The 22,384-nt window shown below is 42.4% G+C and carries 28 protein-coding genes and 1 riboswitch; of the genes, 5 read left to right on the forward strand and 23 right to left on the reverse strand.

Annotation, left to right across the window (positions count from 1 at the left end):
* Positions 1-6: 6 nt before the first annotated feature.
* A complete protein-coding gene (locus NSS78_RS15165; RefSeq protein ID WP_327839850.1) occupies positions 7-939 on the reverse strand; it encodes a WYL domain-containing protein in 933 nt (310 codons plus the stop codon).
* Between the two features lie 83 nt (positions 940-1,022).
* Between NSS78_RS15165 and NSS78_RS15170 the strand changes: the two genes are divergently transcribed.
* A complete protein-coding gene (locus tag NSS78_RS15170) occupies positions 1,023-1,673 on the forward strand; it encodes an NAD(P)H-dependent oxidoreductase (protein ID WP_309215918.1) in 651 nt (216 codons plus the stop codon).
* 63 nt (positions 1,674-1,736) lie between these two features.
* Here NSS78_RS15170 and sufB read toward each other — a convergent pair whose 3' ends face one another.
* The 19 genes from sufB to NSS78_RS15265 form a co-directional block, all read right to left on the reverse strand.
* On the reverse strand, positions 1,737-3,134 hold the full coding sequence (sufB, locus tag NSS78_RS15175) for a Fe-S cluster assembly protein SufB (protein WP_003213112.1): 1,398 nt from the start codon (positions 3,132-3,134) through the stop codon (positions 1,737-1,739).
* Positions 3,135-3,151: 17 nt separating this feature from the next.
* Positions 3,152-3,598: a Fe-S cluster assembly sulfur transfer protein SufU gene (gene sufU, locus NSS78_RS15180; RefSeq protein WP_003212941.1), complete on the reverse strand. Its 447-nt coding sequence runs from the start codon at positions 3,596-3,598 to the stop codon at positions 3,152-3,154.
* Entirely contained in the window at positions 3,588-4,808 is a 1,221-nt protein-coding gene (locus NSS78_RS15185; protein ID WP_212045519.1) for a cysteine desulfurase, read from the reverse strand. Before NSS78_RS15185 ends, sufU begins: the two co-directional genes overlap by 11 nt.
* A complete protein-coding gene (sufD, locus tag NSS78_RS15190; protein WP_050944088.1) occupies positions 4,808-6,121 on the reverse strand; it encodes a Fe-S cluster assembly protein SufD in 1,314 nt (437 codons plus the stop codon). The genes NSS78_RS15185 and sufD overlap by 1 nt, the downstream gene beginning before the upstream one ends.
* A gap of 18 nt (positions 6,122-6,139) precedes the next feature.
* Positions 6,140-6,925, reverse strand: coding sequence for a Fe-S cluster assembly ATPase SufC (gene sufC / locus NSS78_RS15195; protein WP_003213654.1), 786 nt, complete (start codon positions 6,923-6,925; stop codon positions 6,140-6,142).
* A gap of 211 nt (positions 6,926-7,136) precedes the next feature.
* Positions 7,137-7,274 (reverse strand): hypothetical protein, encoded by a 138-nt coding sequence (locus tag NSS78_RS15200; RefSeq protein WP_162839378.1) that lies wholly within the window; start codon positions 7,272-7,274, stop codon positions 7,137-7,139.
* 215 nt (positions 7,275-7,489) lie between these two features.
* Entirely contained in the window at positions 7,490-7,858 is a 369-nt protein-coding gene (locus tag NSS78_RS15205; protein ID WP_003212803.1) for a carboxymuconolactone decarboxylase family protein, read from the reverse strand.
* Positions 7,859-7,962: 104 nt separating this feature from the next.
* Positions 7,963-8,784, reverse strand: a complete 822-nt coding sequence (gene metQ / locus NSS78_RS15210; RefSeq protein ID WP_003212678.1) for a methionine ABC transporter substrate-binding lipoprotein MetQ — start codon at positions 8,782-8,784, stop codon at positions 7,963-7,965.
* A gap of 14 nt (positions 8,785-8,798) precedes the next feature.
* Entirely contained in the window at positions 8,799-9,467 is a 669-nt protein-coding gene (locus NSS78_RS15215) for a methionine ABC transporter permease (RefSeq protein ID WP_024423401.1), read from the reverse strand.
* A complete protein-coding gene (locus tag NSS78_RS15220) occupies positions 9,460-10,485 on the reverse strand; it encodes a methionine ABC transporter ATP-binding protein (RefSeq protein WP_212045520.1) in 1,026 nt (341 codons plus the stop codon). The genes NSS78_RS15215 and NSS78_RS15220 overlap by 8 nt, the downstream gene beginning before the upstream one ends.
* A 154-nt stretch (positions 10,486-10,639) precedes the next feature.
* Positions 10,640-10,748: riboswitch (SAM riboswitch) on the reverse strand.
* A 102-nt stretch (positions 10,749-10,850) separates the two neighbouring features.
* Entirely contained in the window at positions 10,851-11,192 is a 342-nt protein-coding gene (locus NSS78_RS15225; protein WP_003212918.1) for an SCP2 sterol-binding domain-containing protein, read from the reverse strand.
* A gap of 120 nt (positions 11,193-11,312) precedes the next feature.
* On the reverse strand, positions 11,313-11,615 hold the full coding sequence (locus tag NSS78_RS15230; RefSeq protein WP_003213095.1) for a thioredoxin family protein: 303 nt from the start codon (positions 11,613-11,615) through the stop codon (positions 11,313-11,315).
* Positions 11,616-11,627: 12 nt separating this feature from the next.
* Positions 11,628-11,972, reverse strand: a complete 345-nt coding sequence (locus tag NSS78_RS15235; protein WP_003213068.1) for a toprim domain-containing protein — start codon at positions 11,970-11,972, stop codon at positions 11,628-11,630.
* A gap of 128 nt (positions 11,973-12,100) precedes the next feature.
* A complete protein-coding gene (locus tag NSS78_RS15240; RefSeq protein WP_003212882.1) occupies positions 12,101-12,337 on the reverse strand; it encodes a YusG family protein in 237 nt (78 codons plus the stop codon).
* 44 nt (positions 12,338-12,381) lie between these two features.
* A complete protein-coding gene (gene gcvH, locus NSS78_RS15245) occupies positions 12,382-12,765 on the reverse strand; it encodes a glycine cleavage system protein GcvH (protein WP_003213614.1) in 384 nt (127 codons plus the stop codon).
* Between the two features lie 66 nt (positions 12,766-12,831).
* Positions 12,832-13,188 (reverse strand): arsenate reductase family protein, encoded by a 357-nt coding sequence (locus NSS78_RS15250; RefSeq protein WP_003213086.1) that lies wholly within the window; start codon positions 13,186-13,188, stop codon positions 12,832-12,834.
* A 109-nt stretch (positions 13,189-13,297) separates the two neighbouring features.
* The gene (locus NSS78_RS15255) at positions 13,298-15,079 is read right to left on the reverse strand and encodes an acyl-CoA dehydrogenase family protein (protein ID WP_003213312.1); all 1,782 of its coding nucleotides are present in this window, start codon (positions 15,077-15,079) and stop codon (positions 13,298-13,300) included.
* Between the two features lie 14 nt (positions 15,080-15,093).
* Positions 15,094-16,269, reverse strand: coding sequence for an acetyl-CoA C-acetyltransferase (locus NSS78_RS15260; protein ID WP_050944090.1), 1,176 nt, complete (start codon positions 16,267-16,269; stop codon positions 15,094-15,096).
* Positions 16,270-16,281: 12 nt separating this feature from the next.
* Entirely contained in the window at positions 16,282-18,669 is a 2,388-nt protein-coding gene (locus NSS78_RS15265) for a 3-hydroxyacyl-CoA dehydrogenase NAD-binding domain-containing protein (RefSeq protein WP_327839844.1), read from the reverse strand.
* A 199-nt stretch (positions 18,670-18,868) separates the two neighbouring features.
* Between NSS78_RS15265 and NSS78_RS15270 the strand changes: the two genes are divergently transcribed.
* The 3 genes from NSS78_RS15270 to NSS78_RS15280 are packed head-to-tail and all read left to right on the forward strand — an operon-like array spanning position 18,869 to position 19,643.
* Positions 18,869-19,006 (forward strand): YuzL family protein, encoded by a 138-nt coding sequence (locus NSS78_RS15270; RefSeq protein ID WP_003212904.1) that lies wholly within the window; start codon positions 18,869-18,871, stop codon positions 19,004-19,006.
* Positions 19,007-19,050: 44 nt separating this feature from the next.
* On the forward strand, positions 19,051-19,284 hold the full coding sequence (locus NSS78_RS15275) for a hypothetical protein (protein ID WP_223250686.1): 234 nt from the start codon (positions 19,051-19,053) through the stop codon (positions 19,282-19,284).
* 11 nt (positions 19,285-19,295) lie between these two features.
* The gene (locus NSS78_RS15280) at positions 19,296-19,643 is read left to right on the forward strand and encodes a spore coat protein (RefSeq protein ID WP_058013724.1); all 348 of its coding nucleotides are present in this window, start codon (positions 19,296-19,298) and stop codon (positions 19,641-19,643) included.
* A gap of 33 nt (positions 19,644-19,676) precedes the next feature.
* Here NSS78_RS15280 and NSS78_RS15285 read toward each other — a convergent pair whose 3' ends face one another.
* The 3 genes from NSS78_RS15285 to NSS78_RS15295 form a co-directional block, all read right to left on the reverse strand.
* Positions 19,677-19,928, reverse strand: a complete 252-nt coding sequence (locus tag NSS78_RS15285) for a YusU family protein (RefSeq protein ID WP_003213733.1) — start codon at positions 19,926-19,928, stop codon at positions 19,677-19,679.
* Positions 19,929-19,999: 71 nt separating this feature from the next.
* Positions 20,000-20,830: an ABC transporter ATP-binding protein gene (locus NSS78_RS15290; protein ID WP_003213584.1), complete on the reverse strand. Its 831-nt coding sequence runs from the start codon at positions 20,828-20,830 to the stop codon at positions 20,000-20,002.
* A 148-nt stretch (positions 20,831-20,978) separates the two neighbouring features.
* On the reverse strand, positions 20,979-21,425 hold the full coding sequence (locus tag NSS78_RS15295; RefSeq protein ID WP_212045522.1) for a YusW family protein: 447 nt from the start codon (positions 21,423-21,425) through the stop codon (positions 20,979-20,981).
* Between the two features lie 111 nt (positions 21,426-21,536).
* Here NSS78_RS15295 and NSS78_RS15300 point away from each other — a divergent pair, with 111 nt between their 5' ends.
* A complete protein-coding gene (locus tag NSS78_RS15300; protein WP_212045523.1) occupies positions 21,537-22,382 on the forward strand; it encodes an oxidoreductase in 846 nt (281 codons plus the stop codon).
* The last annotated feature ends 2 nt before the right edge of the window (positions 22,383-22,384 follow it).

Here is a 22,384-nt window from a genome sequence, read left to right on the forward strand (position 1 = left end):
TCACTTTCAATACTGCTCAATCATTTCTTTTAATTGAGTCAAATAACTCTCTTTTAATTCATCTGGGTATTCAATTTTCACATGCTTCCCAAATGAGATCAAATAGTGAGTCATATACGATAATTCTTCTTGGTTGTACCCACCCATAATATATGGAGTATCATCAATGATCTCCAATCTCATATTCGGATAATGATTCTTCAGAAATTTTTCTTTTCCTTGTTCCGTTAATCGACATTTAAATGAGATATCATGATAAGTTTTTTCGTACTCGAGCTGCAGTGTTTTTAATTCTTCCTTCGTAAAGGTGCCTCTGCCTTCTTCTTCAATGATCAAGTCCTTCATAAAGTCACATCTATAGATGCCCCACTTTTTATTTTGAACATCATATGCTTTGGTGAACCAAATCCCATTTCGATAAAACAACTCAAGAAATTGCAGCCTGATCCTTTTATTTTCATATTGCGTGTACGTCATCTTCACGATTTGATCTTCCATCATCGCCTGTAAAATCAATTCCAAATGATTTTGTTCACTAACTGGTGCGACATTATAGTAATGAATCACATCCAAAGTCTCCGTGATCATTTGTTTTCTCTCATCAGACATTGTGGCAAACAGTTTTTGCCGAATTTGTGAGTAGGACTTTTTAAATGGTGTTGCTGACACCAGGTCTAGCGCTTTAAGCGCGAAAAAAATAGCTTGAACTTCATCGGTATTGAAATAAATAGGGACCATTGGAGATTGTTTCACCAGTCGATATCCTCCATGTCTGCCATTTTCAACGTAAAAAGCTAAGCCCATGGACTCTAGCTCTTCCATATCTCTCAAAGCCGTACGTTTCGATATGCCAAATTCGGTTTCTAAATCCTTTAATTGAAATGAGTATTTATCACTTAAAAAAATAAGCTCTTGGTTTAATCGTTCTGATTTTTTCATTTGAATTTCCTTTTAAAAAAGGTGACATGTTTTGTCACCTTTATATTTTATACTCAGTTTATCAAAAGAAAAGGAGCATGTATATGCAAACATTAATCATTAATGCGCACCCTGATTTCACTCATCGAAAAAGTTATTCAAACAAACTGCAAACACTATTTTTAGAACAGTTTAAAGAAAGATTCCCTCATGAAGAACCAACAATCTTACATTTACATGAAACTGAAATTCCTCGTATCGAAAAAGACCAACTGCTACGTATTTGGGATAAGCAAGCATCTGAACAAACATTAACAGCTACCGAAGAAAAAATCGCTGCTGCTTCATCTGCTTTATTGGCTCAATTCAAAGCACATCATCGAATCGTGATTGTATCACCTGTTCATAATTTTAATGTGACTTCACGTATGAAAGATTATATAGATAATATCTTTATTGCTAGAGAAACATTTAAATATACAGAAGATGGTTCAGTTGGTCTGATGACTGACGATTATCGTGTACTTTTGCTTCAAGCAAGTGGCTCAATTTTCACAGATAACGATCGATACACACCTCTGGAATTTTCACATTTCTACCTAAAAGAGATATTCCAAAACTTGATGGGCTTTCAACAATTTCATATTGTCCGAGCACAAGGAACAGCGATTTTAGAAGAAGAAACGATCTTGTCATCTGCAGCTGACGATTTGTCTAAAGCCTTTGATGCGTTTTACTCGCCTAGCGGGATGTAAGATTTGTTTTTTCAAAAACAAAAAGACCAAAACGTTTGATTTCACGTTTTTGGTCTTTTATTATTAGCCGATTGAACCTTCCATTTCGAACTTAATCAAACGGTTCATTTCAACGGCGTATTCCATTGGCAGTTCTTTTGTGAATGGTTCGATGAAGCCCATGACGATCATTTCTGTTGCTTCTTCTTCAGAAATTCCGCGGCTCATCAAGTAGAATAGCTGCTCTTCTGATACTTTTGATACCTTCGCTTCGTGCTCTAATGAAATGTTGTCGTTTAAGATTTCATTGTAAGGAATCGTATCAGATGTTGATTTGTTATCCATGATGAGTGTGTCACACTCGATGTTTGAGCGTGCACCCTCTGCTTTACGTCCGAAGTGAACGATTCCGCGGTATGTGACTTTACCGCCTTGTTTGGAAATCGATTTCGATACGATCGTTGAAGATGTGTTTGGTGCAAGGTGAATCATTTTTGCACCTGCATCTTGGTGCTGACCTTTACCTGCTAGGGCAATACTTAATGTCATACCACGTGCGCCTTCACCTTTTAAGATGACCGCTGGGTATTTCATTGTCAGCTTAGAACCGATGTTTCCATCAATCCATTCCATTGTCGCATTCTCTTCACATACCGTACGTTTTGTGACAAGGTTGAAGACGTTGTTTGCCCAGTTCTGAATCGTTGTATAACGGCAGTAGCCGCCTTTTTTCACGACAATTTCAACAACCGCACTGTGAAGTGAGTTTGTTGTGTAAACTGGTGCTGTACAGCCTTCCACGTAATGCACATGTGCGCCTTCATCAACGATGATCAGTGTACGCTCGAACTGACCCATGTTTTCAGAGTTGATACGGAAGTATGCTTGAAGTGGTGTATCTACTTTGACGCCCTTCGGTACGTAGATAAATGAACCACCAGACCATACAGCCGAGTTAAGCGCAGCAAATTTGTTGTCAGTCGGAGGAATGACTTTTGCCCAGTGCTCACGGAAGATGTCTTCGTTCTCTTTTAATGCGCTGTCTGTATCTTTAAACACAATACCTAGATCTTCAAGGTCTTGCTTCATGTTGTGATACACAACTTCAGATTCATACTGAGCAGATACACCTGCTAAGTACTTTTGCTCTGCTTCAGGGATCCCAAGCTTATCAAAGGTTTCTTTGATTTCTTCTGGTACTTCATCCCAAGAACGCTCAGAGCGCTCTGATGGCTTTACGTAGTACGTAATTTCATCAAAATTTAATGCATTTAAATCTCCGCCCCATTGTGGCATCGGCATGTTGTAAAAGAGCTCAAGAGATTTCAAACGGAAGTCGAGCATCCACTGAGGCTCTTCTTTCATACGAGAAATTTCTTCAACGATCTCTTTTGTCAGTCCGCGCTCTGAACGGAAAATGGAAACGTCTTTATCAGAAAAGCCGTATTTATATTCACCAACATCTGGCATTTTTTTAGCCATCCATTTTCACTCCAATCTTATGATTTGCCGTTATCTTCGGCAGATGCGCCTTTTTCAAGCGCCTTCCAAGATAATGTTGCACATTTGATGCGGGCAGGGAATTTTGCCACTCCCTGCAGCGCCTCAATGTCACCAAGATCAATGGAATCGTCGTATTCTTTTCCTAGCATCATATCGGAGAAAATCTGAGACATTTTCAAAGCTGTTTCAATATCTTTCCCTTTAATCGCCTGCGTCATCATAGAGGCAGATGCCATCGAAATGGAGCATCCTTCTCCTTCAAATTTCGCATCCATGACTTTTTCGTCTTCGATTTTCATCGTGAGACGAATGCGGTCACCACACGTTGGGTTGTTCATATCGACGACAATGCTGTCGTTTAACACACCTTTGTTTCTCGGATTTTTATAATGATCCATAATCACTTGTCTATACAGTGTGTCTAAGTTTACATTAAAAGACATTCGTAAAATACTCCTTTGTCTTACGGAGCGCTGCAATGAGTTTGTCAATCTCTTCTTCTGTATTGTACAGATAGAAGCTTGCTCTTGCAGTCGCTGATACACCAAGCCATTTCATGAGCGGCTGTGCACAGTGATGTCCAGCACGAATGGCGACACCTTCCGTATCCAGAACAGTCGACGCATCATGCGGATGGACGTCATCTAAATTAAACGTCACAAGCCCAGCTCGGTGCTGCGGTCCATAAACAGTCGCACCTTCAAGCTCCTTGAAGCGCTCAAGCGCATAAGTGGCAAGCTGATGCTCGTAACGGCTGACTTCCTCCATACCAATGTCATTTAAGAAATCAATCGCTTTTCCTAGTCCAACTGCTCCGGCAATAATCGGTGTTCCCGCTTCAAATTTCCACGGGAGCTCTTTCCAAGTAGAATCATACAGATCCACAAAGTCGATCATTTCACCGCCAAACTCAGCAGGCTCCATATTATTCAAAAGGTCCTTCTTCCCGTAAAGCACACCGATGCCAGTCGGTCCACACATTTTATGCCCGGAGAATGCGAAAAAGTCACAATCTAGATCCTGAACATCAATTTGCATATGCGGCGTGCTTTGTGCACCATCGACGACAATGATTGCCCCATGATCATGGGCTATTTTGGCGATTTTTTTAATCGGGTTGATGGTTCCTAATACGTTTGAAACATGTGTGACAGCGACGATTTTCGTTTGATGTGTGATTGTTTGCTTCACATCTTCCAGCGATAGCGTGCCGTCTTCCTGTAACGGAATATATTTCAATGTGGCGCCAGTTGCTTTTGCTGCTTGCTGCCAAGGGATGATATTTGCATGGTGCTCCATGTGCGTAATGACAATCTCATCGCCTTCTTTGAGGTTTGCTCTAGCATAGCTGATCGCCACTGTGTTTAGTGCAGTTGTTGTACCTCTAGTAAAAATAATTTCTTGGACAGATGAAGCACGGATGAATGCACGAACTTTCTCTCTCGCACCCTCGTATGCGTCCGTTGCTTTTGTGCCAAGGGTATGAACACCCCGGTGGACGTTCGAGTTGTAAGACCGGTAATACTCATTCATTGCATCAATGACCACTCTTGGTTTTTGAGAAGTCGCTGCACTGTCCAAATACACCAAATCATGTCCGTTCACTTGCTGATGAAGGATTGGAAATTGCTCACGAACGTCTTTGATATTCATTATTTTACTTTCCTTTCAATCACAGAAACGAGCTGCTTTTTAACTCCTTCAATCGGCAGTTCTTTGACGACTGGATTTAAGAAGCCATAAATCACAAGTCTTTCTGCATCTTCTTTGGAAATCCCGCGGCTCATGAGGTAATAGAGTTGAATTGGATCGACACGTCCAACAGAAGCAGCATGCCCTGCTGTTACATCATCTTCATCAATTAATAGAATTGGGTTTGCATCACCGCGTGCTTTTTCACTCAGCATGAGAACACGTGATTCCTGCTCGGCATTTGACTTCGTTGCGCCATGCTCGATTTTACCAATTCCGTTAAAGATAGAGGATGCTTGATCCTTCATCACACCATGCTTCAAGATATACCCTTCAGAGTTTTTACCGAAGTGGATGATGCTTGTTGTAAAGTTTTCCGTTTGATTCCCGCGGCCGACAACAACTGATTTTGTATCACCGAATGTCCCGTCGCCCATAAGCTTTGTGATGTTTTCAGACACGACGTCTCCATCATTCATAAGGCCAAGCGCCCATTCGATTTTACTGTCACGGCCATTTGCCATACCGCGTCTGTTCACATAGACTGTGACACCTTCTGAAAGGTTATCTACTGCGCCGTATGTGACGCGGGCATTAGCTCCCGTGAACACTTCGGACACGATATTGAAGATTGCTTCTTCAGGTTTTGCTGTACTAATGTAGTTTTCTACATATGTCACTGCACTATGATCGTCTGCTACGACGATGACATGGTTGAACAAAGTCGTGTCGTCATTTTCATGCAGGTAGACGGCTTGAATTGGCGCTTCAAGTTCTACATTTTTTGGTACATAGAGGAAAGCTCCGCCATTGACTAAAGCAGCATGTAAAGCTGTTAGTTTATGCTCATCTACTTTCACTGCATCCGTCATGAAGTATTTCTTCACTAGATCACCATGTTCGCGAAGCGCTGTATGAAGATCAGTGAAGATCACGCCTTTGTCTTTCGCTTCCGTTGAAAGAGACAAGTATGCTGGCGTTTGATCACGCTGAATGTAGACTGTCTTATCCGTGTCCTCTAAATCAATGAGAGATTTCACTTCTTCAGGAAGCTCTTCTAATGATCCAAATGGCGCACTTTCGACTGTATGCTGTTTGAAATTGGTTAAATTCCATTTAGAAATATTCGTTTTGTCAGGCTTTGGCATTGGAAGGTCTTCTGCTTTTTCAAGAGCCTGTAAGCGAAGGGAACTCATCCATGCCGGTTCCTGATGCTTCTCGGAGAAGCTTTTGACATAATCTTGATCTACTGATAATTTCGTTTCTAATGTCATCAATAATCCTCCTAACGCTTACGCTTCTTGACCAACAGTTTCGTCTTCAATTCCTAACTCTTTTTTAATCCAGTCATAGCCTTCTGCTTCTAGACGTTGTGCAAGCTCTGGTCCGCCAGATTTCACGATACGTCCTTGCATCATGACATGAACGTGATCTGGTGTGATGTAGTTCAGTAGACGCTGATAGTGAGTGATCATTAGGCAGCCGAAGCTTTCGCCGCGCATTCTGTTAATTCCTTTAGAAACCACTTTCAACGCATCGATATCAAGACCAGAATCGATTTCATCAAGGATCGCAATTTTAGGTTCAATCATCATTAATTGAAGAATTTCATTGCGTTTTTTCTCTCCGCCTGAGAAACCTTCGTTTAGGTAGCGCTGCGCCATGTCTGGGTCCATTTCAAGGAACTCCATGTTTTCGTCCATTTTGCGGATGAATTTCATTAGAGAGATTTCATCGCCTTCTTCTCTGCGAGCGTTAATAGCAGAACGAAGGAAGTCCGCATTTGTCACACCACTAATTTCAGATGGGTATTGCATCGCAAGGAAAAGACCTGCTTGAGCGCGCTCATCTACTTCCATTTCAAGTACATCTTCGCCATCAAGCAAAATGCTACCTTTTGTTACTTCATATTTAGGGTGACCCATAATGGCAGCAGATAAAGTTGATTTACCTGTACCGTTTGGTCCCATTACTGCGTGGAATTCTCCACCTTTTATCTCGAGGTTTACACCCTTTAAGATTTCTTTCCCTTCAATCTCAACGTGCAAGTCCTTAATTGTTAATGTCGAAGCAGTCATATATCGATACCTCCAAAATAATCATTATTCTCAATTTATTCTCATTCTAATTTTATAACAAATTAAAACTGAATACAACACATTCACGATATGCGTGAGAGGATGCTCTCAAAATTCTAACAAAAAAAGCCGGTAGATAAAAGGATTTATGTCGAAAAGACTGTTTTCATAAAGAAAGGACGGGAATCTGTTCTCCCCGCCCCTTAGCTATTTAATAGCCTCGTATATTCATTTTTGCGAGCTGTCTTTTCTCATCTCGATAGGACTGCTCTCGTTTATATTCCACTTTCATCCGTAAGTCATGGTCTCTTTCGTACTCTGCATAGCTCATGCCATGAGCCTTATGCATGGCCTTTTCCATCTCGGCGGTATAATCCAATCCCAGTGTACTATGGTCCGAACAAATAATAAACCATTCCCTTCTTTGAGTGTAGCTTCATTGTATCAAAGACATGTGGCTTCACTCAAAAGGGATATGACACGCTATGCTGGCATATTTTCTCACACAATCGGCTGAGAAGGACTCAACTCCCTGATATGGATAAATGCCATCTTATCCTTCCCTTAATGCGTCTGTCCTCCAAATTCGTCAATACATTGCTGAACAACTGTGATGCCTTGACTTAGTGCAGCACCGCCGCCGAACGCTGCCGCCACACTGACGACCTCTAGCAAATTCTCTTCTGTCGCGCCTTGGTCGAGCGCTCCCTTTGTATGATAAATCATGCAGTATTCATCCTGTGCATGAATACTGATGCCAAGGGCAATCATTTGTTTTTCCTTTTGCGTTAATGAATCGCTCTGAAAGCACTGCTCCGTGAATTCATTGAATTTCTTCCCAAACACCGGCATTTTCTTCTGAAATTCACCCATTGCCGTTTTATAATCAGTCAGTGATTGTTGCATGGATCCGCTCATATGCTGTTCATTCATCTTCATTCCATCCCTTCAAGTCATTTGTACATTTTTATTATGAGCGAGATTTGAAAAAATACACAAAAAAACCTCGCTTTGATGAAAGCGAGGTTAACACATTGTTATTCAGATACCGGTAGTACAGCACCGTCATATTTTTTGTCGATGAATTCTTTGATTTTATCAGAGTGAAGAACTTCCATTAATGTCTTGATCTTATCTGATTTTTCTTCACCTTTGCGAACCGCCACGATGTTTGCATATGGGTTGTTCTTTGTTTGCTCAAGTTCAATTGAATCTTTTTTCGGATTCAATTTATTTTGAATCGCATAGTTGACGTTAATAAACACAGCATCGCCTTCACTGTTTTCATAAGCTTTCGCTGTTAGTTCAGGAGCGATTTTTTTGAACTTTAGGTTCTTCGGGTTTTCTTTGATGTTCTTTACTGTTGCGTTGATTGTATCAACTTTAGGATCAATCTTAATGACACCAGCATTTTGCAATAGTGCAAGCATACGGCCTTGTTCAGCTACGTTGTTTGTCATGATGATCGTGCCGCCGTTTGGAATATCTTTTACTGATTTGTATTTCTTAGAGTAGATACCGAAAGGCTCAAGGTGAACCGCACCAGCACTAACTAGGTTGTAATCTTTGTTTGATTTATTTTCTTCATTTAAGTAAGGGATATGTTGGAAAAAGTTCGCATCCACTTCTTTTTCAGCTAACGCTTTGTTGTACATTTTATAATCACTAAGTACTTTCACTTTTAGATCGTAGCCTTTTTCTTTTAGAAGTGGTTTTGCTTCTTCAAGAATCTCGGCATGGGGTGTTTTTGAAGCGGCAACCGTAATGGTTTTGCTATCACTTGCGTTATTAGATGAACCGCATGCAGCTAAGATGCCTGCAAATGCTAGAAATAGTGCACTTAAAATCAATTTCTTCATGAATAAATCCTCCCTTAACGTTTATCAATTTTATTTGTAATCAAATCACCGATTATTTGAATAATAAAGACGATGATGAGAATAAACACAGTGGCAACAAGTGTAACATCTGTATTACCAGATTGGTATCCTTCCACATAAGCAAGGTCACCAAGTCCGCCTGCTCCAATTGCACCCGCAATCGCAGTTGAGCCAATTAAAGCAATCGCTGTTACGGTAATACCTGAAATGAGGGCTGGCAATGATTCTGGCAGCAATACTTTGAAAATGATGGTCGACGTTTTCGCTCCCATTGACCGTGCTGCTTCAATGACTCCTTTGTCTACCTCACGCAGTGCAATTTCGACAAGACGTGCATAGAATGGAGCTGACCCAATGACAAGGGCAGGGAGTGCTGCATTTGGACCTAGAATTGTATGCATTAAGAATTTCGTGAACCCTAATAAAAGAATAATTAAAATGATAAAAGGAATCGATCTGAAAATGTTGACGACTGCACCGATGACAGCATTGATCGGTTTATTTTCCCAAAGACCGCCTTTTCCTGTAAGGAAGAGCAGGAGTCCTAGGATAATCCCGATTGCAAAAGCAAATGCCAATGAAATGAGTGTCATATACACTGTTTCACCTGTTGCACTCCAGATGACGTCTAGATCAACGTTCGGAAACCATTTCTCAAACATGTGTCATCACCTCAATTTCAACCTGTTTGCTTTGGATATAGGCGATGGCTTTTTCTACCTCGGTCTCTTCTCCATTTATATGGATAAAGAGTGTTCCAAACGCGCCTTCCTGCGTTTGAGAAATCTTTCCTTGAAGGATGTTTACATCGACATTGAAGGATCGAATGATTTCAGTGATCAGCGGTTGCTCGGCAGAATCTCCGATAAAGGACAACCGTACGACCTGACCTTCTTTTACTCGCTCTAAGACGTGCTCGATTGTTTCTTTCGCTTCCTCTGGTTCAGCCAGCTGCTGGACAAATCGTTTCGTCATTTCTTCCTTCGGCTGTCTGAAGACGCGTAATACTTCGCCTTCTTCGACTATGCGTCCATTCTCCATCACTGCCACCCGATGACAAATTTTGCGAATGACATGCATTTCGTGTGTGATGAGCACAATTGTCAGCCCTAAACGTTTATTGATATCCGCTAAAAGATCAAGGATAGAATCCGTTGTTTGCGGATCAAGCGCTGACGTCGCTTCGTCACAAAGAAGAACCTTTGGATCATTTGCTAATGCTCTCGCAATCCCCACACGCTGCTTTTGTCCGCCGCTAAGCTGAGACGGATACGCATTTTCTTTTCCTTCTAAACCGACTAATTTAATCAGTTCATTCGCACGCTCTCTCCGTTTCGATGTAGGTACACCTGCGATCTCAAGCGGGAACATAATATTTTGTCTCACTGTTCTTGACCAAAGTAGGTTAAAGTGCTGGAAAATCATGCTGATTTCTTGTCTTGCTTTCCGAAGTTTCGCATTCGATACTTCATTGATCCGGTTGCCTGCCACTTCAACAATTCCTGCTGTTGGCAGCTCCAGACCGTTTAATAGGCGAATAAGCGAGCTTTTTCCGGCACCGCTATACCCGATAATTCCGAATATTTCACCTTTATCGATATCCAAGTTGACGTCTTTCACGGCATCAACATTTCCGCTTTTTGAGTGGTACGTTTTTGATACATTCTGTAAATGGATCACAGTCTGTTCACCTGCTTTCTTGCTGAATCTATAGGTTGCCATCACATACGTTATTTATTCTTCCTGCTGCCATGCCTCGTGCCTGACGTGAGGTCAGTAAAAAAGACCTAACTGCAATGCAAGCAGAAAGGCCTTTTATGTTCAATACGCCTTTCTCTCATCTTTCAAAGCATTGCGGCTTTGAGTGAATTGGCACCAATTTCAGCTATGCTGACGGTTGCCGGGTTTCATAGGGCACGTCCCTCCACCTCTCTTAATAAGAGAAAATATGTTGTTTTATGTGATGTTCATGTTTTTACTAACGTAGAATATCATGCTACCCGAGATATGTCAACGCTGTAAATCGCTAATTTCCAAGTAAACGACTAAGTTATCATTTTTCGAAAAAAACCGTTCGTCAGCCAAAGTACCGCCTCTAGTCTTAGGAGCGCACGGAATGACCCTTTTACTTTCACTTGTCCCCTGCTAATTAACTGCTGTAAGGACATATCTCCATCTAATAATTGAAGTATTTCTTTTCTCTCACCATAAAAGATGAGATCCGATAACTCAATTGCAGGTAGTTTCTTCACTTCACCACGCTCATCCACAATCAATGTACAAGAGTCAGTTTCCGCCTCAAATGTAATCTTCAAGGATGATGATGAGAGCAGCGGTTTCAGCAATAATCGCTGCCCTGTGTTTCCATGGGTTTTCACTTTTTCCACATGTATAACCTCCCTGTCATTTGGTTATACATAACATTTCTCTACAAACATTCGCTTGTCCTTTATAAATAACTCGACAAATTTTCAGATGAATTGCTTGAAATATGACAAAAAACCGCTTTATTTAGCGGTTTCAATCATTTCATGAAGATATGGTACGGAGTGAAAGGCATAGCCTTTTTGCACCAGCTCACCTTTTTTAAACAGTAGAAAGCAAGGAACGCTTTCGATCTCAAAAGCCTTCGCAAAGCCTGGTGAGTAGTTTAAGTTATTTTCATAAAAAGGTACATCCGGCTGCATGGTGTCTACGACAGCCAGCATTTTCTTTGCCAGCTGACATGTTCCGCAAAACGGTGTATATAAGTATAAAAGAAATAAATCGTCCTTTATCTCCTTGAATTCGTGTTCTTCAATCTCTTTCATATACGTCCACCCTCATAAATATTTCGAATGAACATCAATGTTTGCAGCTAATAGGATAGATGCAATGTGGGCTGACGGTGAAGCGGCCACTTCGCGGTACGTTCTGTCGACAAAAAGATGAAATGCTTCAGGGAATTCTTTTCGAAATTGCTTCCGCAGTTTGTCGCCTGCATCGTCACTGTCTGCTAATATGTAAACGTCTTTCCCCAATAATTCGTCTACGAGCTGATCCAGCTTCGATGTACTGATCGTGCCATTGGTGCAAATGATGGTAACAGGTTCACTTATGACTTCTTTTAGCTTTTGTTTGTCTGTTTTACCTTCTACAATGATGACCTTTTCTACCTCTACATTCATCACGATCACCCGGCCCTTTTGACGTTGTTCACTTCTCCCTTAGATTACAATTTTTCATTCAGGTTGTAAAGATTGGGCGCTTGCACTAAAAAGACTGCAGCTTATGCTCACTGCAGCCTCATCTGTGATTAGCACCAGCCATTTTCATCATCACAGTCTACATATTTTTCTGTTCCGTGGGTCAATGTATCCGTCAGACGATAAAAACGATTTTGCTCATAGGAATAACCTGATTTTAACTCATATTGGTTTTCACTAATCATCGTGCCAATCTCTTCATTTTGATGATACAGCACCATGCCGCTTTCTTTGAATCGTCCAGTGACATGATCTGTTATATCCACATGTTCTTTTTGAAAAGACAAATTGGACACCCCCCATAAAGGTAGAGTGTCCAATTTCACGTGAATTAGTCTTCTTTTGTCATTTCTTCATATTGCTCAGCAGTCATCAAGTTCTCAATTTCAGATGTATCAGCTGGCTCTACCACGATCATCCATGCTTTTTCGTATGGAGAGTCGTTGACGAATTCAGGGCTGTCATCCAGCTCATCGTTCACTTCGACGATTGTACCGTTGATCGGTGCGTAAAGCTCAGAAACTGTTTTCACAGATTCTACACTTCCGAAAGGCTCGTCCGCTGTAATTTTGTCTCCTACTTCAGGAAGCTCAACGAACACGATATCGCCTAGCTCAGATTGAGCAAAATGCGTAATACCGATACGCACCTTATCTCCTTCTACTTTGACCCATTCATGTTCTTCTGAATAACGTAAATCTTTTGGTGTGCTCATTCAATACCCCTCCAGTCTTTTCTTTCAATCTATATTGAAGATACCACAATCTGAATGAAAGTTACATCATTTCCAGACGCTTTTAAATGTATCTTCATTAAATCCAACTGTGACTCGTTTACCGTCTGTTGTAATCGGGCGCTTGATCAGCATTCCGTTAGATGCGAGTAATTCTAGCTGCTCGCCTTCTGACATTGCAGGAAGTTGATCTTTCAGCTGTAGCTCTCGGTATTTCTGTCCGCTTGTATTAAAGAACTTCTTCAGCTCTAAGCCACTTTTTTCGTAAAGCGCTTTTAATGTTTCTTTATCAGGCGTCTCTTCGACGATATGTATGCTGTTGATATCTTTATTGTGTTCTTCCAGCCATTTTTTTGCTTTTCGGCATGTACCGCAAGATGGGTATTCATAAAAATCTAAAGCCACTATTTTCACCTCCTGCAAGTAGTGAGAACATTTTATCACAAAATATTTTAAAAACCTAAATGTATGCTTAAAAAAGGTGCGGAGTGATACCCGCACCTTTTCAGCCGTCTTATACGATATATTTCTCTGCTTCAAAGATTCGTTTCGCCACTTCGCGCTTTTTGGCGATGACATTGATCGGGGTGAATCTTGTCAGTTTGCGAAGAGCTGACAGACTCATGCGGAGTGCATCTCCTTCTTCCATCGCGATCAAGGATTCTTTTGCATGAGCTTCAATTTTTAAGAAGGCTTCCTGCGTGAAAATTTGTGTGTAAGCAAGCTTTTGAGTATTCTTATCTAGCCCTGATGCAGCGATTGCCTTTTCAGTACGCAGAATCGCCGATTCAGCAGCAAAAATTTCATTGACGATATCCGCTATGTTCACAAGAATCTCTTGCTCTTTGTCTAATGCTTTTCCATACTTCATCGCCGCCATTCCAGATACCATTAAGGCGATCTTTTTCGCATGGGCGAGCAAGTATTTTTCTTGATCGAGCGGCTGATCACCTGGCTCTTCCGGCATCATCATCATGAGCTCTTCCTGTAAGGTTTGCGCCTTTTGAAGCAGCGGAAGCTCTCCCTTCATCGCTTTCTTCAAGAATGTGCCTGGTACAAGCAGACGGTTGATTTCGTTAGTCCCTTCAAAAATACGGTTAATCCGCGAGTCACGATAGGCTCTTTCGACCTCGTATTCTTGCATGAATCCATATCCGCCGTGAATCTGCACGCCCTCATCCGCTATATAGTCTAAAGTTTCAGAGCCAAGCACTTTACAAAGAGAGCATTCAATCGCATATTCTGCAATGGACTGGGCAATTTGTTTGCCATCCTTTTGCTCTTCTTCACTTAATAGACCCATGCGCTGTTCAAATAATCCGACTGTGCGGTAAACAGCACTTTCCATCGCATAGAGCTTTGCCGACATGTTGGCTACTTTTTCACCAATTAAGCTAAATCGAGAAATTGGCGTTTGGAATTGCTTACGTTGGTTTGCATATTCTGCCGATAATTGAATGACACGTTTTGACGCACCAACTGTTCCGACAGCCAGCTTGTAGCGTCCGATATTCAAAATGTTAAAGGCAATGACATGACCTCTGCCAGCCTCACCTAGTAAATTCTCCTTCGGCACTTGAGCATCTTCGAGAATTAACGTTCTTGTCGATGAACCTTTTATGCCCATCTTTTTCTCTTCAGGTCCCGTTTTGACACCTGGAAAATCCTTTTCTACGATAAAAGCAGAGAAGTGTTCACCATCAATTTTCGCATATACGACAAAGACGTCGGCAAATGCGGAGTTTGTGATCCACTGTTTTTCCCCATTCAGCACATAATGAGTTCCGGCTTCATTTAAGACCGCAGTTGTCTTTGCTCCAAGGGCGTCAGAGCCTGATCCTGGCTCAGTGAGGGCGTACGCTGCAATTGTTTCTCCAGAAGCGAGTCCAGGAAGATATGTTTCCTTTTGCGCTTGATTTCCAAACAGCACGATTGGCAGAGACCCAATGCCGACATGGGCGCCATATGAAAGCGAGAAGCTCCCTGCTCTGGAAAATTTCTCGGTAATAATGGCTGAACTGATTTTATCTAATCCGAGCCCGCCGAATTCTTCAGGCACGTCAGCTCCTAGCAGCCCAAGCTCTCCAGCCTTTTTGAGAAGCCTGACGGAATGCTCAAATTCATGGTTTTCAATTTGATCTATATATGGAACAACGTCTTGTAAAATATAATCCTCTGTTGTCTTTCCAATCATTTGATGCTCATCAGAGAAATCCTCTGGTGTAAAGATATGCTCATAATTCGTCTCATCAATTAAGAAGCTTCCACCCTTTTTTACCTCTTCCATTGCTTTCATTCTGTTTTCCCCCTTTAGATCAATTCAAAAATTCCTGCTGCTCCCATGCCCCCGCCGATACACATTGTGACGATGCCAAATTGCTCGTTTCGCCGCTTCATTTCATGAATGAGTGACAGTGTCAGTTTCGTTCCTGTACAGCCGAGCGGATGTCCTAGCGCGATTGCCCCGCCATTGACATTCACTTTCTCTTCATCAATCCCTAAATGACGAATAACTTGAATGGCCTGAGAGGCAAACGCTTCGTTTAATTCAAACAGCCCGATATCCTTCAGCTCAAGTCCAGCGATTTTCAGCGCACGCGGAATGGCTTCAATTGGACCAATTCCCATCACTTCAGGTGGTACACCGCCAACAGCAAACGCCCGGAACTTGGCGAGCGGCTGAAGGGAAAGTGAGGATGCTTTCTCACGATCCATCATCATCACACACGCAGCGCCGTCACTTGTTTGTGAAGAGTTTCCTGCGGTTACCGTGCCCTTTGTTGAAAAAGCCGGACGCAAATTGGAAAGAATCTCCTCCGTTGTCCCTGCTCTTACGCCTTCATCCTGTGAGAACGTGAATTGATGTTCTTCTAATTGATATTGCTCTCCTACCCGCCGCTCTGTTACATCAACGGAGACAATTTCATCTGAAAATTTTCCTTCCTGTAATGCTTTGGCTGCCTTTTGATGACTTCTTACCGCAAAGGCGTCCTGATCTTGACGTGTGACCTGATACTTTTGCGCCACCTGCTCTGCCGTGTGCCCCATGCTCATATAGTATTCAGGCGCTTGTTCTGCCAATTGAGCATTCGGACGAATGGAATGACCCATCATCGGCACCTGTGACATCGATTCGACTCCTCCAGCTAAGATCGTTTCTGCCTGACCGAGCATAATCCGCTCACCTGCATAAGCGATTGACTGAAGACCAGATGAGCAGTAGCGGTTGATGGTGATGGCAGGGACTGTATACGGAAGTCCTGCTAACGCCCCAATATTCCGAGCCACATTTAACCCCTGCTCTGCTTCTGGTGTTGCACATCCGATGATCAAATCATCTATCTGTCCGTCGTAATCACCGGCACGCTTTAATGTTTCTTTTACACACAATGCGCCCATATCATCAGGCCGAACATGTTTTAACGATCCTTTTTTCGCCTTCCCTACTGGTGTTCTCGCGCCAGCGACAATGACTGCTTCTCTCATTTTGACTCCCCCTTAGTTACGTAAAGGTTTTCCTTTGACGAGCATGTGCTGCATGCGTGCTTGTGATTTCACTTCTCCTACAAGACTTAAAAAGGCTTCCCTTTCAAGCTCTAATAAGTATTGCTCCTCTACCTCTGTTCCAAATGGCAGTTTTCCGCCGGAAATAACATGAGCTAATTTTTTAACAATGGTCATGTCATGCTCTGAAATGTATCCAGATAATCTCATATTTTCAGCCGCCAATATCATCGCTGCATAGCCTGTTTCTCCCATGACGGGTACCTTTTGCTTGAGAGGCGCACGATAACCTGCTTCATCAAGAGAGAGCACAAGTTGTTTCGCATCATAGATCAGGTGATCACCGTTCATACTGATTCGGTCACTCGCGCGCAGCATGTTCATATCCCGCGCTTCCTCTGCCGAAGTGGATACTTTCGCCATTGCAATTGTTTCAAATGTTTTCATCGTGGCGTCTTGTATAGCGGTCTGCGATGGCTTCGCTGATCCTTGCAGATGGCGAAGGTATAATTCTTTGTTTCCACCGCCGCCTGGAATCAGTCCAACTCCCGCTTCGACAAGACCCATGTATGCTTCACTCGACGCCTGAATAGCTGCTGCCGGCAGACAAACCTCTGTTCCGCCTCCAAGTGTCATACCAAACGGAGCAGCAACGACTGGACGGTCGCTATATTTCACCTTCATCATTGCCTGCTGGAAGCGGCGGATCACAAAGTCAATTTCAAAGAAATTATCGTCCTGAGCCTCCATTAAAATGAGAGCAAGGTTGGCACCAACACAGAAGTTCTTCCCTTGGTTTCCGATGACAAGCCCTCTATAATTCTGTTCCACCTCATCGACAGCGCGATTGATCATGTCAATGACATCTAGTCCAATGGCATTGCTTTTGGAGTGAAATTCGAGCAAGGCGACATCATCACCGATATCAATCAAGCTCGCACCAGCATTTTTGAAAATCACGCCGTTCTTCTTTTTCAATTTCGCTAAGGAAATATTCTTGTCGTTTCCTTTTTCCTGTTCGTAAGCCCCATTGTGATAAAATGCACGCTCTCCATCAGCATTTTCTTGATAGAATGTGTCGTGTCCTTCTGACAGCATGTCTTGCACCCACTGCGGGATGCTGTGACCTTCTGCTTCCATACGCTCGACTGCTTTTTTCACACCAATTGCATCCCAGAGCTCAAATGGACCGTGCTGCCAGCCAAATCCCCACTTCATTGCGTTATCGATGGACTGAATATCATCCGCAATTTCGCCTGTTAACTGAGCTGAGTAAAGGAGCACAGGTGCCGTCATGTTCCAGAGCAATTGTCCTGCACGACCATCTTGATAAATAAGCGCTTTCAATTTCGCTTTCGTTCCCTTTTGCTGCTTCGCCATCTCAATGCCTGGATCTTGCAGCTTCGTTCGTTCTCCGTATGTGAGCGTCACAGGATCAAGTTCTAAAATGGTCTTTCCATTTTTTTGATAAAATCCTTGCCCTGCCTTGCTGCCAATCCATCCCTTTTCAAGCATTCTTTCAATAAACTCAGGCAACTGGAAAATATCTTTTTCTTTTCCTTCTACTTGGTCATATACGTTGCGGGCTACATGGAAAAACGTGTCGAGCCCTACGACATCAAGTGTACGGAAAGTCGCACTTTTCGGTCTTCCAATGAGGGGTCCTGTGACCGAATCCACCTCTCCGATGGTGTATTTGTTTTCAAGCATTTCACGCACTGTCACAAGGAGTCCATAAGTACCAATACGATTGGCAATAAAATTCGGCGTATCTTTCGCTTCAACGACGCCTTTACCAAGTACATCCTCGCCAAACGTTTTCATAAATTGGAGTACTTCTGGATCTGTTTCTTGAATAGGAATGATTTCTAAAAGCTTTAAATAACGAGCTGGGTTAAAAAAATGTGTACCTAAAAAGTGGCGTTTAAAATCCTCTGATCGGCCTTCTGCCATTTTTTCAACCGAAATTCCAGATGTGTTACTTGATACGATACTGCCTTCTTTGCGGTGTTCGTCGATGAGAGAGAATACATGTTGTTTGATGCTGAGCTTTTCAGTGACGACTTCAATGATCCAGTCAGCATCATGTAATAAGGAAAGGTGATCTGTGAGATTTCCCGGTGTGATGTATGATAGGTTTTTTGCTGAAGTAAGAGGTGCTGGCTTTTGCTTTAACAATTTTTTCATCGCTTCTTGACTTAATCTATTCCGAACACTAGGGTGATCAAGCGTTCGCTTTTTTGCCGTTTCTTCCTTTGTCAGTTCGTTTGGCACAATATCTAGCAATGTTACTGGTATCCCGATATTGGCTAGATGCGCAGCAATGCCTGAGCCCATGACACCTGAACCAATGACAGCCGCCTTACGAATATGTTTGCCCATAAATATCCCCCTAAACATTTTGAATGAACAGTCATTCATTTTTTGTCCAAAAAAAAGCGATGCCTCTTTCTTTATCTTAAAAGATTTTCCGAAACAGTTCAAGAGCGGATTTCAAAAATTTACACATTCTCATGTGCCTTACTTTGCGGCGTATGAATTAAAGATGAGAGGGCATTGTAAGAATGGAGGTGATGTCCACATGTCTCGTTTGAAGAAAAACCCATCGAAAGCAGGCGTAAGTGCTGCAAGTGTAAAAGGAAACGCAGGTCCATCACAGGAAGCAGACCTAGGCGGCAAAAAGACTAGTCAAAATCAACAATATAAAAAAAATCAGTAAGGAAACAAAATTGTAAGGAGGAACACACCTTGAACAATCAGCAAATGAATATGCCCCCGCAAGTCATTTCAGTGAAAGATTCCTTGTACTTAGAGGATATGCTGAATTGGAACTTGATCGCTATGAAAAAGGCTCACTTTATGGCCGAGCATTGCCAGGATCAAACATTGAAACAAGAATTAAATCAAGTGGGCCAAATGCACCATCAGCATTACACACAAATTCTTCAGCATTTAGGCAGCTCAGGGCAAGGCCAGTCTACTGGCTTTATGCAATAGGAGGAAAAAACATGGAACAACAAAACCAACAAAAAATCGGGAATCCTCAAACTCCGGTTCCCACGACAACAAACATGAATGATCGTGATTTTGTCACAGATCTCTTGTCGACTGAAAAATATATGACAAGCGGATACAACACAGCGCTCAATGAATTCAGTCATGAATCTCTTTATCAGGATATTCAGCGAATTGCGCTAGAAACTCAGAAAACACAAAGACATTTATATGATGTCATGTTCCGATATGGCTGGTATTCTGTTGAAGCCGCTGAACAGCAAAAGCTCCAGCAGGCGCACCAGAAATTTCAGCAAACACTGACAGAACAATCTCCATACGGACCATCACAGATGTCATAAAGAAAAACTGCCAGTATGTAGCTGGCAGTTTTTTTAACGATCTTGATTCGCTCGATGAGCTTCGTTCATTTGTTTGATTCGCTGAATGGTTTCTTTGATTTCTTCCTTAGCCTCTGGATACGATTCATTAAAATGCTTTGCTAGAGGCGGCATGCTTTTTGCGATATGAGAGTAGATCACCCATTGTTTCACATCTTGTTTCAGTGCGTCTGTTGATTCGCCAAGGAGTAGCTCAGTATATTTCTCAAGCAAGCCTTCCAGCTTTTCATCTAGTTCATTTCCCATTGATCTTCCGCTCCTTTTTCAGAAAAAAGCCTGACTCTGTACGTAACAGATGTCAGGCTTTTGACATACAATTATCTTGCAGCGAGAAATGTCTCCGCTTGCGCTTGCTGCACAATACAGCGTCCTCTGCCGTGCGGAATACATAATGGAGTTCCGAATAAAGGATCTGTTGTCACTTGGCAGTTCATATCGAAAACATTTTTCACAAGATCACAATTAATGACCGTTTCTGGTCTTCCTTCTGCATAAATCGTCTTGTCTTTAATCGCTACAAGGTGATGAGCATATCTACATGCGAGATTCAGGTCATGAAGAACCATGACAATCGTGCGCTGCTCTTTTTCATTTAAGTCAAACAGAAGGTCGAGAATTTCAATTTGATGCGTCATATCTAAATACGTCGTCGGCTCATCTAACAAAATGATATCCGTCTCCTGCGCTAACGTCATCGCAATCCATGCACGCTGCCTTTGTCCACCTGATAATGAATCGACCGTTCGATCAGCGAGGTCTTCCATCTTTGTTGACTTCAGTGCACGATTCACCGCTTCTTCGTCTTGCTTTGACCACTGCTTCAGCCAATTTTGATAAGGATATCTGCCTTGCTTCACTAGCTGATGCACGGTTAATCCTTCTGGCGCTTCTGGTCCTTGCGGAAGAATAGCGAGCTGTTTCGCTACTTCCTTTGTTGGTAATTTGGCAATGGAATGACCTTCAAGCAGGACAGACCCACCCATTGGCTTCATGAGACGGGCCAAAGAGCGAAGTAGCGTGGATTTACCGCATCCATTGCTGCCAATAAATACTGTGATTTCACCCTTAGGGATCGATACATTTAGTTCATCTATGATCATTGTTTCTCCGTAGCCTAAGCTTAAACCTTCAGTAGAAATGGCACTCATTCCGCTCAAACGCTCCTTTTCTCATGCAAATTTTTTATATGAAATATCGTCTATATATAGACGCAAAAGATCACTTATCTCAATTTAGTGTATCAGATTTAAGTGATTTTGAAAATCATTTTCAATTAAAAAATGAGAAAGTTCCGTTTTACTTCTTCTTTTGGAATGTACGTTTGGTCCCATCTTCAAGCTTCATATCGACCTGAATTCGCTGATAATCATCGTCTAAATTAAAAGCAGCTAATAGCTCATTGACATACGTTTCATTGATCTTCGTACTAGGAATCGACATATCATTTAGCTTCATCTTCATCTCGCGTAAAGCTTCTTCACCTTCATAGCGGACACCGTTCATATGATCACGAATCAGTGCTTCTTCTTTTCCTTTCGCCTGACGATAGGTGGCTTCGTATAATTCGCTTTTCTGCCCGTATTGAACATGCAGGTGGAGATGCTCAAATGGAAGTTCCTTCATTTGAACCGCTGAGAGACTCTCTGCTTCCGCTTCCTTTGTTTGCTGGAGCGGCTCAATCGATTGGCAGCCAGACAGCATAAAAAGCAGCACTCCTATTTGTCCCGCCTTCTTCCAACACATCATGCGCTTCCTCCTATTTCTTATCATCGCTTTTTATTCTTCTCCATCCTTCTTTTCGTTATTCAATAAAAGAGCGGTCTATGGTAAATTGAAACAAAAAGGAGGTACGAGATGATGAAAAGGACAGCCATTGTAACTGGTGCCAATAGCGGCTTTGGCAAGCTCATCACGATAGGGCTCGCCAAGCAAGGCTATACAGTGATTGCAGGTGTCAGGCAGGAAGCCAATGCGAAAAAGCTTGCTGAAGAAATCGAGCAAGCCTCGTTAGCCGAAGCGATACATATTGAAGCATTAGATGTGACAGACACGCAGTCAATTCAAGCATTTCAGAAAAAGTTGCATACTTACGCCCCCATTACCTTGCTTGTCAACAATGCTGGAACAGCCTATGCGGGTTTTGCTGAAGAGGTTCCTGTTGACACGTACCGCCAGCAATTTGATGTCAATGTTTTCGGAGTCATGGAAGTGACACAAGCCGTCCTTCCGCTGATGACAAATGGTGCAAAGATATTCAATATGAGCAGCATCAGCGGATTAATGGGAATGCCCGCACTTTCTCCTTATGTATCCTCCAAGTTTGCTTTAGAGGGCTACACAGAGAGCTTGCGCATTGAACTGGCATCGTTCGGTATACAGGCAGCCTTGATCGAGCCAGGCTCTTTCCAAACGAATATTTGGAACACGTCTATGAACGAGCACATGTTGCAGCCAGAGGAAGGCTCGAAATACATACACCTCTATCAAAAAATGATGGCTCATATCAATGCCCAGAAATCAAACTACGGGGACCCGCGTGAAGTCGCAGAGCTTGTGATTCGATTAGCCGAGAAGAAGCGGCTGAAAAAGCTGAGATATCCGATTGGGAAAGGAGTGCGGCTTTCATTCACAGCAAAGCAGCTCCTACCTTGGAGCATGTGGGAAAAGATCATATTACGTACACTCTCTTCAAGAAAATAAGC

The organism is Bacillus sp. FSL W8-0920, from assembly GCF_038593215.1.
Lineage (GTDB): Bacteria > Bacillota > Bacilli > Bacillales > Bacillaceae > Bacillus > Bacillus pumilus.

Excerpts from the sequence above, each read along its gene's own strand:
- NSS78_RS15185 (WP_212045519.1), bottom strand. The coding sequence starts at position 4,808 with ATGAATATCAAAGACGTTCGTGAGCAATTTCCAATCCTTCATCAGCAA.
- NSS78_RS15290 (WP_003213584.1), bottom strand. The coding sequence starts at position 20,830 with ATGAGTGCCATTTCTACTGAAGGTTTAAGCTTAGGCTACGGAGAAACA.
- NSS78_RS15170 (WP_309215918.1), top strand. The coding sequence starts at position 1,023 with ATGCAAACATTAATCATTAATGCGCACCCTGATTTCACTCATCGAAAA.
- metQ (WP_003212678.1), bottom strand. The coding sequence starts at position 8,784 with ATGAAGAAATTGATTTTAAGTGCACTATTTCTAGCATTTGCAGGCATC.
- gcvH (WP_003213614.1), bottom strand. The coding sequence starts at position 12,765 with ATGAGCACACCAAAAGATTTACGTTATTCAGAAGAACATGAATGGGTC.
- sufB (WP_003213112.1), bottom strand. The coding sequence starts at position 3,134 with ATGGCTAAAAAAATGCCAGATGTTGGTGAATATAAATACGGCTTTTCT.
- NSS78_RS15230 (WP_003213095.1), bottom strand. The coding sequence starts at position 11,615 with ATGAAAGAGATTGAAGAACACGAATTCAAGGAGATAAAGGACGATTTA.
- NSS78_RS15215 (WP_024423401.1), bottom strand. The coding sequence starts at position 9,467 with ATGTTTGAGAAATGGTTTCCGAACGTTGATCTAGACGTCATCTGGAGT.
- NSS78_RS15295 (WP_212045522.1), bottom strand. The coding sequence starts at position 21,425 with ATGTGTTGGAAGAAGGCGGGACAAATAGGAGTGCTGCTTTTTATGCTG.
- NSS78_RS15275 (WP_223250686.1), top strand. The coding sequence starts at position 19,051 with ATGAATATGCCCCCGCAAGTCATTTCAGTGAAAGATTCCTTGTACTTA.
- NSS78_RS15265 (WP_327839844.1), bottom strand. The coding sequence starts at position 18,669 with ATGGGCAAACATATTCGTAAGGCGGCTGTCATTGGTTCAGGTGTCATG.
- NSS78_RS15260 (WP_050944090.1), bottom strand. The coding sequence starts at position 16,269 with ATGAGAGAAGCAGTCATTGTCGCTGGCGCGAGAACACCAGTAGGGAAG.
- NSS78_RS15200 (WP_162839378.1), bottom strand. The coding sequence starts at position 7,274 with ATGCATAAGGCTCATGGCATGAGCTATGCAGAGTACGAAAGAGACCAT.
- NSS78_RS15280 (WP_058013724.1), top strand. The coding sequence starts at position 19,296 with ATGGAACAACAAAACCAACAAAAAATCGGGAATCCTCAAACTCCGGTT.
- NSS78_RS15300 (WP_212045523.1), top strand. The coding sequence starts at position 21,537 with ATGATGAAAAGGACAGCCATTGTAACTGGTGCCAATAGCGGCTTTGGC.
- sufC (WP_003213654.1), bottom strand. The coding sequence starts at position 6,925 with ATGACTGCTTCGACATTAACAATTAAGGACTTGCACGTTGAGATTGAA.
- NSS78_RS15235 (WP_003213068.1), bottom strand. The coding sequence starts at position 11,972 with ATGAATGTAGAGGTAGAAAAGGTCATCATTGTAGAAGGTAAAACAGAC.
- sufU (WP_003212941.1), bottom strand. The coding sequence starts at position 3,598 with ATGTCTTTTAATGTAAACTTAGACACACTGTATAGACAAGTGATTATG.
- NSS78_RS15255 (WP_003213312.1), bottom strand. The coding sequence starts at position 15,079 with ATGAAAGCAATGGAAGAGGTAAAAAAGGGTGGAAGCTTCTTAATTGAT.
- sufD (WP_050944088.1), bottom strand. The coding sequence starts at position 6,121 with ATGACATTAGAAACGAAATTATCAGTAGATCAAGATTATGTCAAAAGC.
- NSS78_RS15285 (WP_003213733.1), bottom strand. The coding sequence starts at position 19,928 with ATGGGAAATGAACTAGATGAAAAGCTGGAAGGCTTGCTTGAGAAATAT.
- NSS78_RS15205 (WP_003212803.1), bottom strand. The coding sequence starts at position 7,858 with ATGAATGAACAGCATATGAGCGGATCCATGCAACAATCACTGACTGAT.
- NSS78_RS15165 (WP_327839850.1), bottom strand. The coding sequence starts at position 939 with ATGAAAAAATCAGAACGATTAAACCAAGAGCTTATTTTTTTAAGTGAT.
- NSS78_RS15270 (WP_003212904.1), top strand. The coding sequence starts at position 18,869 with ATGTCTCGTTTGAAGAAAAACCCATCGAAAGCAGGCGTAAGTGCTGCA.